This is a genomic window from Bradyrhizobium sp. CCGB12 (assembly GCF_024199845.1).
GTDB lineage: Bacteria > Pseudomonadota > Alphaproteobacteria > Rhizobiales > Xanthobacteraceae > Bradyrhizobium.
Window position 1 is genome coordinate 8,657,913 of the sequence record NZ_JANADO010000001.1, and the last position, 16,784, is coordinate 8,674,696.

Annotated in this window: 12 protein-coding genes; 6 read left to right on the plus strand and 6 right to left on the minus strand. The window is 57.5% G+C overall.

Annotation, left to right across the window (positions count from 1 at the left end; translation table 11 throughout):
• Positions 1-35: 35 nt before the first annotated feature.
• The 6 genes from NLM27_RS39835 (at position 36) to NLM27_RS39855 (ending at position 6,292) form a co-directional block, all read left to right on the plus strand.
• A complete protein-coding gene (locus NLM27_RS39835; RefSeq protein WP_254148463.1) occupies positions 36-809 on the plus strand; it encodes a Hachiman antiphage defense system protein HamA in 774 nt (257 codons plus the stop codon).
• The gene (locus NLM27_RS39840) at positions 793-1,311 is read left to right on the plus strand and encodes a hypothetical protein (RefSeq protein ID WP_254148464.1); all 519 of its coding nucleotides are present in this window, start codon (positions 793-795) and stop codon (positions 1,309-1,311) included. Before NLM27_RS39835 ends, NLM27_RS39840 begins: the two co-directional genes overlap by 17 nt.
• 119 nt (positions 1,312-1,430) lie before the next feature.
• On the plus strand, positions 1,431-2,720 hold the full coding sequence (locus NLM27_RS39845; protein ID WP_254148465.1) for a DEAD/DEAH box helicase: 1,290 nt from the start codon (positions 1,431-1,433) through the stop codon (positions 2,718-2,720).
• Entirely contained in the window at positions 2,602-4,308 is a 1,707-nt protein-coding gene (locus tag NLM27_RS44215) for a helicase-related protein (protein WP_375142333.1), read from the plus strand. The genes NLM27_RS39845 and NLM27_RS44215 overlap by 119 nt, the downstream gene beginning before the upstream one ends.
• Positions 4,309-4,319: 11 nt before the next feature.
• Positions 4,320-5,894 (plus strand): LA2681 family HEPN domain-containing protein, encoded by a 1,575-nt coding sequence (locus tag NLM27_RS39850; RefSeq protein WP_254148466.1) that lies wholly within the window; start codon positions 4,320-4,322, stop codon positions 5,892-5,894.
• Positions 5,882-6,292 carry a GNAT family N-acetyltransferase gene (locus NLM27_RS39855; protein WP_254148467.1) on the plus strand — a complete coding sequence of 137 codons (411 nt, stop codon included), beginning with the start codon at positions 5,882-5,884 and terminating at the stop codon, positions 6,290-6,292. The genes NLM27_RS39850 and NLM27_RS39855 overlap by 13 nt, the downstream gene beginning before the upstream one ends.
• 31 nt (positions 6,293-6,323) lie before the next feature.
• Here the strand turns inward: NLM27_RS39855 and NLM27_RS39860 are convergent, their stop codons facing one another.
• The 6 genes from NLM27_RS39860 to NLM27_RS39885 all read right to left on the minus strand — a co-directional run bounded on the left by NLM27_RS39860 (position 6,324) and on the right by NLM27_RS39885 (position 16,778).
• A complete protein-coding gene (locus NLM27_RS39860; protein WP_254148468.1) occupies positions 6,324-7,262 on the minus strand; it encodes a hypothetical protein in 939 nt (312 codons plus the stop codon).
• A gap of 571 nt (positions 7,263-7,833) precedes the next feature.
• Entirely contained in the window at positions 7,834-8,739 is a 906-nt protein-coding gene (locus NLM27_RS39865) for a DUF4238 domain-containing protein (protein ID WP_254148469.1), read from the minus strand.
• Positions 8,736-9,344, minus strand: a complete 609-nt coding sequence (locus NLM27_RS39870) for a hypothetical protein (protein WP_254148470.1) — start codon at positions 9,342-9,344, stop codon at positions 8,736-8,738. The genes NLM27_RS39865 and NLM27_RS39870 overlap by 4 nt, the downstream gene beginning before the upstream one ends.
• A 322-nt stretch (positions 9,345-9,666) precedes the next feature.
• The gene (locus NLM27_RS39875; RefSeq protein WP_254148471.1) at positions 9,667-14,544 is read right to left on the minus strand and encodes a hypothetical protein; all 4,878 of its coding nucleotides are present in this window, start codon (positions 14,542-14,544) and stop codon (positions 9,667-9,669) included.
• Positions 14,545-14,599: 55 nt separating this feature from the next.
• On the minus strand, positions 14,600-15,496 hold the full coding sequence (locus tag NLM27_RS39880) for a DUF4238 domain-containing protein (protein ID WP_254148472.1): 897 nt from the start codon (positions 15,494-15,496) through the stop codon (positions 14,600-14,602).
• Positions 15,497-15,665: 169 nt separating this feature from the next.
• Positions 15,666-16,778, minus strand: a complete 1,113-nt coding sequence (locus NLM27_RS39885; protein WP_256570069.1) for an XRE family transcriptional regulator — start codon at positions 16,776-16,778, stop codon at positions 15,666-15,668.
• Positions 16,779-16,784 lie beyond the last annotated feature (6 nt).

The following is a 16,784-nucleotide window of genomic DNA, read 5'->3' on the forward strand; positions in this document are numbered from 1 at the left end:
TTGAATACTGGAACCGCTATGGGTTGGGGGGAAGAGTGTCATTCGCGGATTGGTGTGAACAACAGGAAGAGGCTGTTGGCGACCACAACCTCACAGTCCTGACGAGCTTAGCCGCAGGCCGCGAAGTCGGCCGGGATGCGACCGCGCTTTGTGTACCGACGCACTACGCATCCGAGGAACGCATCGCGGATCTACTTCAGCGTCTCGGTAAAACGGCGTCAGCTGCGTTCATCAAGCAAAAACTTCCGGAAGGCTCCCGTATCCGATCCGGCGACCTCGGCGAAATACTGGCCACGGAATACGTCGCCGAAAAGATGACATTCACGGTGCCCATCAAGCGCTTGCGATGGAAGGACCATCGCGAGATGGCAATGCGCGGTGACGATGTACTGGCAGTCCGCATCCCAGACGATGGCAACCCTCTCGACTTTCTCAAGGCAGAATCAAAAAGCCGTGCGCAGCTTCAAACAGATGTCGTCGCATCAGCCAGAACATCCTTGAATGCCGACGGAGGCCTGCCATCACCACACGCTCTGGCGTTCGTTGCTGACCGCTTGCGCGAACTAGGGCAAGTCGAACTCTCCAATAAGATCGATGACGCCCAGCTCGCCGATGGGATTCTTCCCGATCAAGTCTGCCATCTATTGTTCGTATTCACGGGCAACGACCCGACGAATTTTCTTCGCACAGATCTCCAGCAGTACGCCGGTACGATGGAGCAATTTAGCGTAGGCCTGAGAATTGCCGACCACGCACAGTTCATTGAGGACGTTTACGAGAAGGTGATTGCCGATGGCGACAACGGTTGAGGAGCTGCAAAACAGTATCCGCCAAGCCATCGGCCCCGGCTTCCGCGCCCGATTGATCGACCGCGGCGAAGCCAGGTCTATGATTTGGCGAGACGGCGTCCTTCCGCCCGGCTCCCCGGCATTCGCTCAAACACTGTCGTATGACCTGCTGTCCTATGCCTATTCGCTGCTTGGGATGGGTTTGCGCCTGAAGGAAGCTGGCGGTGATCAAGTGATCGCGCGCCAGGCATTCGAATACGCAGGCATGGCCCTCGAAAGCGTTCTTCTTAAAGGCGAGCGTGCCGATGACACGCGCAGTTTTCACTACATCGTGGCCGCCGGCGCATATCATCTGGGCCGGTTCTCCGCGCGCGCCTTCTCGCTTTTGTCACACGGACAGCGCGAAGCTTCGTTCTCTCCAATAGAGCGTTGCCTGGCCAGCCTCGTCCTTCGGGACTTGGCTACGCTGGAATCTGAATTCTTGCGTGGCGCGTTGAAGGCCCCGGCGCGGATGCCAGCATAGCGCAGTTTCTCCAAGATGGCTGGGATGCCGCAACAGAAGGCGAGCCGCCAGATCCAGAAAACGGCTCTTACGTTGTCGATGCCCTTGGCGCAGCTATTATCGATAATTTCCTTGCCGGGATGGGTCTTTTCTTATTCGCTGTGGAACGTGGGGAACAAGAATATATCACCCAGGCCGTTGAGCGCCTTCGGGTCGGCCTTCGAGTGTGCGCTGAGGTAAATCTACTGCCTCAATGGTGGACATACCGCCTTGCTATAAACATCATCGACGACCTGTGGTCATCCAGTTTCCATGCACGTCTCCCGTTGCTGCCGAACACACCGGATGAGGTGCGCTGGGCGGATCTGAGAAAGCTGTTCATTTCTCTTTTATATCGGCGACCGCGCTCCGAAATAGACCTCTGGCCGTCGCAGATTGATGCCGCGGCAAAAGCCGTAAACGAGGGCAACGATTTGGTCGTCTCCCTTCCGACGAGCGCGGGAAAAACGCGCATCGCCGAACTCTGTATTCTCCGCTGTCTGGCTGCCGAGAAGCGCGTTGTGTTTGTGACACCGCTTCGCGCCCTATCGGCTCAGACCGAAAATACCCTCCACCGCACCTTCGGACCATTGGGCAAGACCATCTCAACCCTCTATGGAAGCATTGGCACGAGTGTTTTTGAGACGGATGCGCTGGGCTCGCGAAACATCGTGGTGGCCACACCGGAGAAGCTTGACTTTGCCCTGCGAAATCAGCCGTCGCTACTCGACGATGTCGGCCTCGTCATTCTCGATGAAGGACATATGATAGGACTAGGCGAGCGCGAGGTGCGTTACGAGGTTCAAATCCAGCGACTCTTGAAACGTCCCGACGCTGGCAATCGACGTATCGTTTGCCTATCCGCCATCTTACCTGAAGGCGACCAGCTTGACGATTTTGTCGCTTGGCTCGGCAACGATGACGATCAAAGCCTCATCAAGAGCGCGTGGCGGCCGACACGGCTCCGATTTGGCGAAATTATATGGTCGGCAAATCGCGCCCGTATGAATATCCATGTCGGCAATGAGAATCCCTTCGTTCCCGGCTTTTTCTCATCGAAAGCTCCCACACGCGGGCAGCGGCGAAAACTGTTTCCGTCCGATCACCGAGAACTGGTTCTAGCCACCACGTGGCGGCTTACAGATGATGGACAAACCGTCCTGATTTACTGCCCGGAACGCCGGTCGGTTGAGCCCTATGCATCGGCGATAGTAAAGCTGCACGGGTACGGTCTGTTACCCTCGCTGCTGGGTCCGAATGAGGCAAGCATTGCTGTTGCTCTCGCTATCGGTGCGGTGGCTGGGCGAGGACCACGATATCCTGTCATGCCTCAAACTTGGTGTAGCAATCCACCACGGCGCACTTCCGACGCCGTTCCGGAAAGAAGTTGAAAAGCTTCTGCGTGACGGCATTCTCAGGGTTACGGTATCATCACCGACGCTTGCGCAAGGCCTCAATCTCTCTGCCACAACGATTGTGATGCACGGCATCATCCGGAACAGGCAGCCTATCGAAGTCTCCGAGTTCCGCAACGTCATCGGGCGAGCCGGAAGGGCTTTCGTCGATGTGGACGGGCTGGTCCTCTTTCCATTTTTCGAGCCGAATGCACAACGATCCGCACAATGGGAAACGCTAAAGGCGGGTGACCAGGGCCGCGAGATGGAAAGCGGCCTGCTCCGCCTAATCATATCTCTCGTACAACGCATGTACTCAAGTCTAGGTGGCGACCTTGCCCAGTTGCTCGAATACATCCTCAACAACGCTCAGGTCTGGGAGTTTCCCGCCGTTACTGGCGAGTCTGCTGAGCGCAGGGACGCAGCGCTACGCGACTGGCAACAGTATCTAACGACGCTTGATACAGCCATCTTGAGTCTCATCGGCGAAAACGAAGTGCCCGATGACGAGGTCTCTGCCCAGCTCGACGCTATCTTAAGCTCTTCGTTGTGGGAACGGCGGCTCACTCGACGACCCCAAGAGATTCAGCATATTTTTAAGAGCGCTCTCTTAAGCCGCTCCAAGTTCCTTTGGCAAAACTCCACATCGACCCAGCGTCGCGCTTATTTCTTAGCGGGCGTGGGATACGAGACCGGCAAAAAGCTGGACGAAATTGCTCCAAATGCCAATGAGCTACTATTGCAAGCGAACGGGGCGGTTCTCACGGGTGACAATGAGCAGGCCATAACGGCGATTACGGCACTTGCAGAACTGCTTTTCGAGATTTTGCCATTCAAACCAAATGTGCAGCCGGCTAATTGGCGCGACATTCTCCGCGCATGGCTCCTGGGCGAGCCTGTCGCGGCGTTGGCGAAAAATGACGAGGATGTCCTCCGCTTTGTCGAAGATGCCTTGATCTACCGATTGCCGTGGGGGATGGAGGCCATTCGTGTTCGTGCCCTCGCTTGCGGCGACCAGTTTGAGGACGGAACGGATCTTGATGACTATGAACTCAGCCTTGCGGTGCCAGCGATTGAGACAGGCACGCTGAATAGGTCGGCAGCCATTCTGATGCAGGCCGGATTTACCTCTCGCCTTGCAGCGATAAAGGCCATCTCCGCCACTGACGCTGATTTCGATACGTCCGAGGGTCTTAGAGAGTGGCTTCGGTCAGACGAAGTGGCTGCTCTTTCAGCGGATGTCGAATGGCCAACCGAGACCAGCCATGCCATTTGGATGAGCTTTCTATCGAGTTACGTTCCGCAAGACCGCACCGAATGGAAATCGTGGACCTATTCGGATAGCGCAAACTGGGTGGATATCAACAATCGCCCCCCAGCCGGAAGCGCTGTTCGCATTGTGAATGCCCAGGACGGCGATACATTTCAAATACTCTCCCCAGACCATGAACTATTGGGGGCGCTGGCCAGCCCTCTTCATGCGGAAAGGAAGGGTCTGCTGCGCGCCTCTGTAAATGGAGATCGCACGAGGATTGAGATGTCGTATGTCGGTCCAGCCGACCTCGTACCTAGCCAGTTGGGATAGGACTTTCAGATATGTCCTCGGCGACGGACTTCGAGAAAATCTTCCAACGGCTCATGAAGCTGGACAATCTCGCCCGTTACGCAGATGCCCGGGCCATGGAGGCGCTCGGTTCTCTCATTGATCTGTCTTCGGATTTGGGCCGGGGTGATGGGCTTGATAAGGCGCTGGCGTGGTGCGACGAGCTGGAACAGCGGCCGCTGAAAGGCACGGATATTCCAACCCTCGATTACTTCCGCGCAAATGCATGGCATGCACGGCAACGTACGAAACATCGGGACCCCAATATCGCCTGGAGTTGGGATCAGCCCGAAGCGCTTGAGCAGATACGGTTCCTGCGCAGGGCTACCCGCCATCCGGGCTTCGAGAATCTCGACGCGGTGCGCCGGGCCCAGATCTTCACGAATCTCGCCAATCTCCTGAACTCGCTGGGGCGCTTTGTCGAAGCTGTCCCCATGTGGAGCCGCGCTCTTTCGGTCAATCCCCGATTTGGAATGGCGCTTGGAAATCGCGGTCTTGGCCTATCTGAATATGGAAGACGCCTCTATGACGACGGCCATACGGATGTCTTCCTGCTCTTTGCACATAAAGACCTCATTGCTGCACTTTCTCCAGACGCAGATTATGCCGGCTATTCTGACGACGACGCCAAGGCCGTCTGTGCACAAAAACAAAAGCAAATCGAACGCCTTATCGATTGCGCAGCCGTCCAGAAGTCGTTGCACATGGATGGCTATTCTTTGGGCGACAGCCCTGAGGAGCAGAACTATCGCCGATGGGTGCTGGACAACGGACTATTCCTAAACCCGCTCAACGATCTTGGACGGCATTCAATCAGCGCCGAGGACATATTCGGCCTTCCAAGCTTCACAACAAAGATAGACGAGCCGCCAACGCTCATCGGCCTCTTCAATCAAATGAAGCAGGAATACATATCCGCCCGGTGGATGCTCTATGACGGCATGGAGGCCGACACGCCGCATTTCGCGGATCGAGGCGTGACGCTTCCCAACACGCTTGACTATCCGAGCTACTCCATTGCCGTTGAGAAAGTGAAGGCGGCCTTCCGCATCGCTTATTCGCTATTCGACAAAATAGCGTTCTTCCTCAACGACTATGCAAAACTCCGCGTCAATCCAAGGCAGATCTATTTCAAGACAATCTGGTACGACAATCAGGATTGGAAGCGCGGCATCCGCAAGGAGTTTCTGAACTCCCGGAATTGGCCGTTGCGTGGGCTCTACTGGCTTTCCAGGGACCTCTTCGATGCGGAGCTGCAAGCGACTGCCGAACCCGACGCACAAGAGCTTTACATTATTCGGAATTGCCTCGAACACAGCTACCTCAAGGTCCATGAAATCTTGCTGCCGCCCACAGGTCCATCGGATTTGTTTCTCGATAGGCTCGCATTCTCCGTGCAACGGGAGGACTTTTTCAGGAGGACTCTTCGGGTGCTAAAATTGGCGCGCGCCGCGCTCATTTATCTTTCATTGGGCATGCATCATGAGGAATTGCAGCGCCCGCCTTCCAAGAACGGGCTTGTTGCCCCCATGGTATTAGGCCTTTGGGAGGATGAGTGGAAATTCTAGCAATTACGCTCGTCGCAATCGGTGACGACGTTTCTTGCAATGACGCAGACATTCGCCAGCGCATTGCCACAAGCAAACGAGGAAAGCGCACCACTCAGTATATCGCCTATCGGGACGGTTCCGAGATCGGCTTCGTCGCGCTCGACGATATTGCGGAGCTTGGCTGTCTTGTCCTTTACGAACTATTCGTTCCCAGCAGACTCCGCGGCTCTGGCCTCGGCGCGCAGCTACTCGATAAGGTTGAGGCTATTGCCCGCACGGAAGGTTACGAGCGCGTGACACTTTATCCACGCCCGCTCGAGCCCGGATTCCCGGAGGAGCGCCTCATCGCGTGGTACCGACGTCACGGGTACACTACCCGGACTGACAGCCCAACCGATTTGGAGAAGACGATATAGACTGGCTGACGAGCGGAAGCGTGCTTCCTGCTCAGCCTCCTGTGATTTTCCCTGCGCTGAAATCGAAATTTATCGGACACCAGCTTTTGTGGTGCTCATCACCGACAGCCAAGTAGATCTCCGACAGTGCCCATGCCGGCACAGCCACAATCTCAAAGAACGCTCCTGTTTCAATACCCCCATCGGAGCCCGCCGCAGAACCGAACTGCGCCGTCATCATGACAAAGCAGGCGCTCACTGCGGCAAAGCAATGCGCCAACGTTGCTCTCTCAAAGCTGTTTTCTCGATCATGCTTTACCGCGTTGTACGCGTCGTACCACTCCAGATCCTGACTGGGCCTCCCGTTGTAGCCCCAGCCGCCAAATGGACCAACAGGTGAAAGCCAGGGGAAATTGGAGAATGATACCTCGTATTGGTCGAGCTTCATCGCGGATCGCAGATTCACGTAGTCGCGCGTATCATATCGGTCTCTTAGATATCCGTTAGCGGAGAGAACGCCGCGCCAATGCATCTCTACCTCGGTGCACGCGAGAATCAGAAGATTCCTGATATCGTGCCCGTATGTTTTCAGCGTTCCCTCGCTTGGATGAACGGTTTGGCAAATCCGATCAAGCTGCCGGGTAAGTGCTTTCATTTGCCCGCGCGCGGTTGCGATGAAGGCTAAATCGCCCTCAACACCGGGATTGAAGCCGATAGGAGCGCTTGACCATTCATTCGTTGGCCGCGCCATCCGAGGGAAGAACTCTCCCGGCTTCAAGGGGCTCTTGTGAAATGGGCTTTGGCCGTCTGCCGCAAACCAACTCGTGGCCTGACGCTTGACAGCATCCAATATCGGTTCGCCCGGCTCGGCCTTGAAGTATGTTCCAGCGCCGGTTTCGGGATTAGTTACGCCCAGGCACGTCGCCGACACATCATCAATTCTCCAAACCTGCAACGGCATCGCGTCGCTTGCACGTACATAATAGCTCATAATGCACCTATCTCGTCAGACAACATGGAGAACGGACCGGCACAACTCTTGTTCGCTCGCAGGTCTGGTGCTTGCCGGTGGGCGTGCAATCGTATGAAGGATACGACGTAGCATTTTTTCCAAGCAAGCGATTGGTTGCCGATGCGCCTGAAACTCCGCTCTTCTCTCCAGCTTCTCAAACCCAAGACGGAGAGCAAAACGGCGGTTACGCCGGCATGACCGTGACAACGACCAAAGCAAACTCCTCCTGACCCAGCCGGAGGACTTCGTCGCCCTGCTGGCATCGCCGACCCGGCAGACACCACTGCCGCCCCGCGGCGGTGCTGGCTCCTCCAAGCCTCGACGGGCCCGGTGTAACGCACGCGTACCACTGACACCGACACAACCCTATGCTTCAACGGAGACGACTAGTCTTCGCCAGACCGAGGACCGGCCGGGGCGGCTCGAATTACACGGGCCCGCCCTTGCAAGGGACAAACCTCTCCCTCGCGGCGCTTGTGCATAAGCGCCCGGCCGGACGGCTTAGGCACGAAAGATCGCGCGGTAATGGACCGCCCCGTTCTGACATCATTCAGGCGGTACTATTTCTGCGGAATACTATTTTTCGTGGACTGTCCTTTAGTGTTTGGAAGTGGGCCCAAGCCATCTCCGCGGACAGGCCGTCCCGGTCGGCAATCAAATGGCGGGTGTAGCTGTTGTGGCCGAACTGACCGACGAAATACCGATTTATCCCCCGTGATACGTCTGGCTCGTTCTCGAAGTTCGCGAAAGCATCATCAAAATCACCGAGGACAAGGCTAACCATTGTCGTCGGCGTCAAAGTCAAGATGTACTGAAAGGGCGTCATTCCGGGCAACGGCAGCCAAAGCCTCGGGTCTGGTGGCGCGGGGATCACTAATACGGGCGTGCTCGATGAGCGAAGCCGAATCTTCGACCGCATAATCATGATCCCTGATCCACGAAAGTTCTGCTCCGTCCACTCAAGTGACGACGCCATATTGGTGAAGAACTCTTTCGCCAATTCGGGGGCGGTTCGCATCTCCGAATACTGGATGCGTTCTTGGTCCGAGAAGGGAATAGCGCTGGCTGGCGACGCCGCAAGTTTCGCGAGCTCCATATTGGTTGCATGGTAGTGGGGAGTTCGCGCTTCCAAGTGCCGGATGAGCGCGTAGAGAATCGCTTTGTCGGATCGATCCAGCGCTTCGGTTCGCCCGCTTGCAATCTTTGCCCATGTATCGCTTCGAGATATCGGCGTTTCGATGCGGCTGTTGATCCTGCTCTCAACCGATACAGGTGTCTTTCCCTGCATGAAGACGTAGAGGTCACGCTCAAATCCGAGACTCTCGATTGACCGCTCCGCCCAAACCGCAAAATCGCCGTTCTTTGCAACGGTCGTTATCTTCCGCTTCTCGGCGTCTGTCGCGAAGTTTCGGAGGAAAAATTGCGGAACGTAATGGTGATCGCGCGGCTCGTTCATCTGGCTCGTTGTCCTACGGCGATAAAATAGGTTGGCGTCTCCAAAAGAGCGAGCAAGCGAATGCGAACTGCAACAACGTCCTTCGACGGACCTTGATGAGGGAGTAGCGCCAGCTCGTGAAGTCCTTCGCCCGCCGGCTCAGTATCCTGGACCCCTCCGATAAATTGCACACTATTTGTTGTCTCTTCTCTCAAAATGATCGGCAGAAGAAATGGTTGAAAAGCTCCAACGCCCATCTCGGCAACAGCAAATGCGTGGGCGATCCTCGCCAGCAAGCGAAAGAACGGTGGCGCGATGAAGTGGGCCTGCGGCTCGATATAGGCGACGCCTAAGTGGCGAGCGAGCTTCTCCAGATGGGGCATGATGCCATCCCGAAAGGACGCAGCTCTAATCCAAAGCGTCTTCACCTTGGCGCCACGCTCGCCTTCCGTGACATTCCCGGTCAACTCATCCGGCATAGCTAGATTGGGAAACAGGATAAGAAACGGGTAGATCTCCTGCGCCACCTCAATGAAGGAAAAGTCAGCATCCGGAGTGAGTTTAACTTTCAGGGGCAGCTTCTCGGGCCTTTGCTTCTTTCGGCGCGAGGGCATCGAATAATACATTCGCAGCGGTCCAAGCATGGCGCGAAGCACAACCCCCTCAAATGTGGCTGTGATGGCTGCGCAAGGTCGGCAACTCGCTTTCGGCAATAGCCAGCGGCCGCCAAGCCCCAGTGGAACAATATGCTCGTCCGTAAGAGCATCTTCGCAACCGCAGTAGATACAACGGTTCTCCGGTGGATACCTCCGGTCAGAATGAAGCGGCAATTGAAACATCAGCCATCTTAGCTGACGGGACCTGATTCGCACTCATTCGGTGCTGGGCCGCATGCCGCGGCAGCACATGCCCAGCGGGCGGCGGACTTCCTGCGGCAATGTACCCCGCCTAACGGCGGGGTTTCCTCTTCGTTTTCTTTGCCTTCTTTGGCACTGGCCGTGCAGCTCCTTTTGCGCGCTTCGGCTCTACCTTGGACTTGGCCTTTGACTTAGCCTTGGGCTTCTTGGCTGTTGCCGCGCGTGCTGGTCGTGAAGCGCCGCTCTTCCTAGTCGAGCCCTTCTTCTTCCCGCCCGATGCGGATGACGGCTTTTTCGCGCGAGCTGGTGGCATCGGCACGCCGGGTTCATCATAGAACCTTTCGAGCTGCTCGCCTCTTGGCTGTTCACGCTCCACAAAATTCTTGCGATCGAATTTGCTATTAGCCAGCCAATAGATGGACGTATAGCTCTTTGAGCCGCCCCAACCCTCGCGGTGCTTTCTTCCGCCGTGCGCTTCCTTCTCCCCGGCGATAATCCAGACGGCTTCAAGCCCCTCGCGTGCGAGGAACGACAGAAACGCATCGCGGTCCACCAGAGCGGCACCAGGTCCCGCTTCATGCGTTGACGGATCGAAAAAGAGTATCTTACCCGCGTCATCCGAATATGAGAGGTCCCGCCCGTTTGAAAGGTGCATCTTAAGCCCGGCAATGAGCCCCGGTGCAGGCACGCTGAAGCTGAAGGATTCCTCGATTGAATAGTCGTGACCACTGCGCTCAGCGAGATAGTCTGTAACCGTAGGCTGAATCTCGACGACCAATCCATTCCAATCTTCAGGGCTCATCCACACGGAAACATCATGATACAGCGGATGCCAGGGGTATTCGCCGATATACCCGTCCGACGACTTGTCCAGTTCAGGAAGATCGGAATGCCTTCTAAACAGTTTTCCTGACAATTCCTGCACAACCTTGCTGCGATCCGCGGCGCGCACCAGAAAACAGCGAATCTCAAACGCCGTCTGCCGATCGAGCATTCGCTCACCTTCTCGCATGACCCAGCAATTCCAGCGTTCGAACTCATCGACAACGAGCCATGCCCGACCCGTCTTCGGATCCGTCACGCTCAGTAATGACGCGTCATTCACCATATCTTCCGGCGTATCGAGCCACGCGAGACGCGACTGTGGCGACATCGCGCGGAGGTTCACCTGAGCTGGCATCCACCATGTCCGGTCGCTCTGCCGGGCTTCCTTAGGGGTCTTTGTGACAAAAAGGGAGGGATCGATGTCACGTCGGCTCACTTGCCATGGCCCCTGAAAGATACGCAGCCCGTCGTCGCGACTCGACCCAACGAAGCAAAAGTTATCGCCTAAACGAGCCAGAAACTCGTGAAAGGCTATCCATTGATACTTTTTCCCAATGCGCTCGATCCGATGATTCGTCCTGTCTCTGTTCCCGTAATTCCGGTCAAATTCTCCGAACAGTTCCGGAGTCCAGCCGAAATCGTGGGCACGCTTGCAAACCCAACGCCGCGCCCGCATCCGGTCAAAGGATGGTGGCCAGGTGTAGTAACGCTTTGCGCCGCGCAAATCGTTGCGAACAATATGGCGAGCCCGGTTATTGTACTCCAGCCATTCGGCCTCACCCAAAGTGGCCCGCAACCGCGCTTCCGCTTCATCGACGGCTTGCTCGAACCGGCTCACATCCTCTTCTTCAAAATCTCCGTCGTCTTCGACTTCATCCTTTTCCTGCCCTGAGTCATCGACGGTCAGGAACTTGAACCTGAACGGACCTATGGGCCCCTGATTGGCCCGCCACGCATCGCAGGCTACGATGAGTTCGCTGAGACGCGCTTCCGCATTCGGGATCCGGCCAACCACATCGCTGATCCAATTGCGATAGATTTGCTCCTGGCTCTGCTCAATGAGGGTGATTGGAAACGCGCTGAACTTTCCGACCGGGCCGTCAATGACATAGCGTGCGAAATCGCCGTCGTTCACGCTGGAGTTCACAATATCATCGCGAAAGCTCTTTCCTGGGGCGTATTCCTGCACATAGGTCGCAATGACGGCATCCGCCACATCCTCAATGCCCGATGGGCTGAGATACGGAGGCCGCGCCCGTGTTAGATCGACGCCTGCCGGCAAAACACCCCTCATATGGGCAAGCTCGATAATTCCACGTGCATGGTCACGGATAAGGACATGGGCAAGCGCTTCATCGCGGTCGAACACGCAACGATACGCCGCCTCCGCCAGCTCACCCAACCCGTCCTTCGCCATTCCCTGCAAGGCGGCTCCGTAGGCGGCAGCCATGACACGATCGAGGATATAGGGATCGTCGATGTCTTGAAAACGACGAACAAGGCCGGCAGCCACTGTCAGCCGCGTCGCAAGCAACGCCGCCAGCGCCTTCGTAGCCCGGTCCCGGATAAGACGGTGGCTTGTCGTAAACAGCCAGCTCAACGCGATGGCGGCAAGTTCGGCGCGTTTCTCTTCGATTGCTTCAAAGCCGTTCTGGAGAGTCCAGCTAATCAAGGTCTCGATGGGGCTGTCCTCTTCGTCGCCCTCCTGAGCAACATATATAGACCAAGTCTTGTCCCGCTGCGGCATCGCCCGCTTGACAAGTCTTCCGTGCAAATATTCAGCATTAAACGCATTATCCGGCTCGCTCGCGACGGCAAGCAGCGTGCGCATGGCCTCGTTACGGCCCGAGGAGCGCGAAGCGTCCTTCAACAAATCAAGGGTTCGCTGCGTGAATGCACGCTGCTCGCGCCAAAGCACACTGCCAACAAACACGCGCAGCAGGAGCAGCCTGTTCCGCGGCTTGGGCATGGCGTCCGGGAGTTCGAGCCCGCAGCGCTCCGGCAACTGGACCGCCATCGCTTCCAGAACGCCCGCATGCTCGTAGGCCTTTTCGCCTTCGAGGTAGGCCTCCAGCGGAGTGCCCGGCAAAAACGAATCCTTCGGCACCGATACATCAAGATGCTTGTCAAGAAGCTGGCGCGCAATTCGATGGTCGCTATACCGCTCGAACGAAAAGCGCACGATGGGGACGATAGCCCCATCATCTCCCGTCACGGGTTCATCCGCCAAGACTCCTTCGCTCACCAGCCTGGCGAGCAGACTTCGTTCAAACACGCCATGCGCCGGAGCGATGGCCTCCATGAGCGCATCGGCCTTATCGTATTCGAGGAAGCCGCGCTCCCCCTCATCGAAAGCGGCCGCAAGCGACTCCAGCGCTTTGGCGACCCTGCCAAGCTTATGGTCGAGCCCGAGCTGCCGCTCGACGGATTTTGCAACGGCTTCCGAGTAGAAGCCGAAGATCTCCGTTACCCCGCGCATGCCGCGTGGAAATTCCTGAAGTTGTTCCTTTTCGAGATAGTCACAACAGGTCTTGAGAAAGAGCGGGTTCTCAAATTCCGGGATGAGGTTCGGTGCCGCCATGCGCACAATGCCGCGCTTATCAAGATAGTAGCGGGCGGCCTCCGCCGCACGGCCGGCAAATCCCACATGCTCGACTTGAGTCAAATCGGGCCCAGGGCCCGCCGGCAGGATGTACGGCAAATAAGTCGAGCGACACGACAAGGCGAGGGCGACGCGCGGGAAATCCTCGATAGTCTTGAGAAATGCGGCCAGCCGGTGTGACCAGATGGCGATTCCATGCCGCTCGTTGATGGCGTCGACAAAAATGACGGCCCGGGTACCTGCCGCCTGCGCTGCGGCGTCGAGGGCGCCGAGAAATTTCTCTACAGAGATTTGCAGATCAAGCTGCTTGATGATTTGCGCCCACGGGTCGTCATCAATCAGCGTGCCGCCGAGTATAAGAAGCGACGGGCGGCCATTCGCGACCTGATGATCGACGGCATCTCCGAACAGATGTGACTTGCCGACGCCGGCCGGCCCTGTCACCAACGCCCGTCGGCCGTTCACCAGGCGCCAGCTATCACCGGCCACCCCTTCGATGATGGTGTCCAACGCCTCCTCGAGCCCGCGCATGGCGTGATACAGGTAGCCCGCGTCATCGTCGCGTTTCGAAGGCGGCGGATTGAGATTGCGAACGGCCCGCATGACTTGGCCAGCCGCAACAAGGGCATCGCTCCCCAGCGACTGAAGGCGATCAATGGGAAATACATAGGCGGGATCATCAGGCGTCGCCGACAATAGCGAGCTGAGCGCGCTCGTCGTGGCCTCAACCGCCGTGATTTCGGCAGCCAGTACCGTGTCCGCGTTCAGCCGCTTCAGACGATTGATGACAACGTGACGCGCCTCTTCCAGTTTCTCACCCCATGCTTGAACCTCGCTAAGGAGGGCCGGGTCGCGGCATAGGCCGAGGATGGTACGGCGGATCGGCAATTCGACGTTCGTTTCGGGAGTATAGCGCTGGCCGAGGCTAACGCGTGCCCGCTCAAAGCGGCTCACGAACCATGCGGAAGTTAGAAAGGTCTCATCGAACCAGAAAGCCGCCCTACCGGAATAGAGCGGATTGTCGCGGCCCAACCGCTCCACAAGCTCGGAATGTCCCCACAGTTCGATGACGAGCTTGCACTTAGCTTTGGTTGCGGCAGTCGTCCATTTCTTGACCCAGGCCTGCCAGCGCGAAAGCTGGGTTTTGGCTTTGCCGGTGCGCTGGTCAAACAGATCGAACGGTATGCAGACAATGTACCGGTTAAGTCGCGGATGCTTGGCCAGCGCCCGCTTGATGGACTTGTCGAGCTGCGCAACCTGACCTGCGTCAAATTTAAAGAAATACTTTGTCTGCCAGCCTGTCTCCGAGCCGTCACCGTGCCGCATGAAACACTCGACACCTGCGTCTGCTCCGACGCCCTTCCGGTAGAAAACGTCACCGGATACCCGGGGCTCCAGCGCAGCAAGCTGTGAGCACAATTCCTCGAAGGCGTAATTTTGGGACCCTCCGAAGGAGCGAATGCGCTGGAAGTCGAGATTGACTGCTGCCACCTGGGCGCCTCGATTAATTGAAATGATGGGGGCGTAAAATTGGGGATACACGTACCGCCTTGGGGAAGGCCCCAAGATTGCGCGACAATACTAGATTCGACTGTATTCAATCCACGGTTGGATACTTGCCGATGTTAGGGAAGAGCGGCAACGGCTCCATCTCGGTCGACATCTTGGCTCGGACAAATGCCTCTTGCGACTGGTCGCCGGCCCATACGAACCGCCTTGCGCGCCCGGTGACAAACTCGTTTACGCGATCGACCAGATCAGGTGGCTTCTGGGCACCTACCAACGCAATGGAGTTCTGCTGGTTTGCGGCAAGAAATAGCTTGGTCGGGCCAATCGGAATGAATATCACCCCGTCAGGCCCACCAAGATTGTGAATGCAGACTGGTCGGTCGGACGTGACGAAACGCCTCGGCGACCCCGAAGCATCGATGACTGCCCACTGCATTTTGTTCATATGCGTGATGAGCGTTTCATTGTCGAAGTTCTTGATGATGAGATTGACGCGCATCTTCGCCGCGGTGAACGGGTCGACAGTAGCAAGATATTCGTCGAAGGTTGCCGGCGCTTCTGGCGGCTTGATTTTTTCCCACTCAGACTGGAACGCGGCGCCGCTTCCGTCCCAAATTGCTTTAGCTGCGGCGCGCAGCTCAGGCATCGCGTGCGGATGCCGGAAGTGCACCCCGAAGACGAAGCGCGACCACGCGTTTATGAGTTCATTGGTCCACGGCAAGCCGTTTCCGATATGAATATCGAGGGCGTCGGCCGCCGTGCGGTCCAAGTAGTTGAAAAACACCGTTTCAAGGTACTGGCGCTGCTCCGGTGGCAGATCGGCAAACTCGTAGAGATCGGTCTCGAACCCGGTTGCCCGCGGCCCGACAGGCTTCGCGATGAGCTTGCCGTTCTTCAGGCTGTACTCAATCAGCTTGCCGTTGGCGCCGGTCCACTGGGATAAATAGAACGCAGGAATAAAATGATGGTCGCGCGGCTCACTCATAGTGAGTCGCATAGTAGGGCGCGGCAGCGATATTGCCAACGATCCTCCCGCAACTGCTCACCATGAGTGAGCGGCCCGCCCGGCAATGCGGCCGCACGGCCGTGGCCCGCACGAAGCTGCCCGAGGGGCAGCTTCCGACAACAGCGGCGGATTTGCGGTCGGTAGGGATCTAAACCTGCCGCAACGTTGGGAACGACAGCACCTTGTTCTGCAGGCTGCCGGCAGGTAGCGAGCAGAGCGACTCTACATCGCTCGCATTGAGGAGCACATCTTCTGCGATCTCAGTGGGCAGCTTGATATTGTTTTCGATCAGCATCCGCGCGGCCGAGCCGAGAACCGTCGGCTTCGACAGCGCAAAAGCGTTGTCGAGCGGTTCTCGCTTGCGGATGCCGCGGGCGTTCATTTGCTTCCACATGTACTTGACCTGGTCCGGGTTCAGTATCCCGAGATCCTTGCATCGGTAGATCATAGCCGCCACCGCCACGCGCCATCGGCCCTTGAGGGATAGGAAGTAGTCGATGGTGGTATTCGCGATTTCCCGCGCGAACGTTCGGCGCGGCAGGAGCAAGGCACCGGCGAACCGGTTGGCCTGGTTCTCAAGCCGGTCCAGGTTGCGACTGTTTACCTCGACAGCGTTGTGCAGGACGAGGTGGCCGAGCTCGTGTGCCATGTTGAAGAGTTTGCGCGAGTTACTCTCTTGGTCGGCGGCGTAGAGCACGTATGGTCTTCCACCCTGCCAGCGGGAGACGGCATCCATGTCCTCGCAGCGCACCGGCTCCTCGATCACGATGACGCCGTGGTATTCGAGCAGCGGAGCCAGATCGGTGATCGGACCGAAGCCGACGTTCCAGAACTCGCGCATTTGATCGGCGATCTCCTCGATCCGCTCGTTGCCATCGCGTTCGTAGTCGAACTCGATGGCGGGCAAGTGCACTGGCGGCAGCTCGACGTATTCCGCGAGGGACTCCGCGATGTAGAACGCCCATTCCAGCCGACGGCCGATCCGCAGGCGGTCGGGCCGCTGCATGCGCTTCAGGCTGCGCCACGTCGGCGTCAGGAAGCGCTCGGCGGTGTGTTTGCGCGGCGTTATGAAGAAACCCGGTGGCTGCCGGGTGATGGCGATGATCTTGCTGAACACGTCGCCGCGCGGTGCGAAGGCGCCAGTCTCATAGGTGCCAACGGACTGGCGGCTCACGCCGATCGCGTCGGCGAACTGCTCGTCGGTCATGCCGACGGACTCGCGCGCCTCCCGAATCCTCTCGGGAATGATCCTCGCAGACATGGGCAC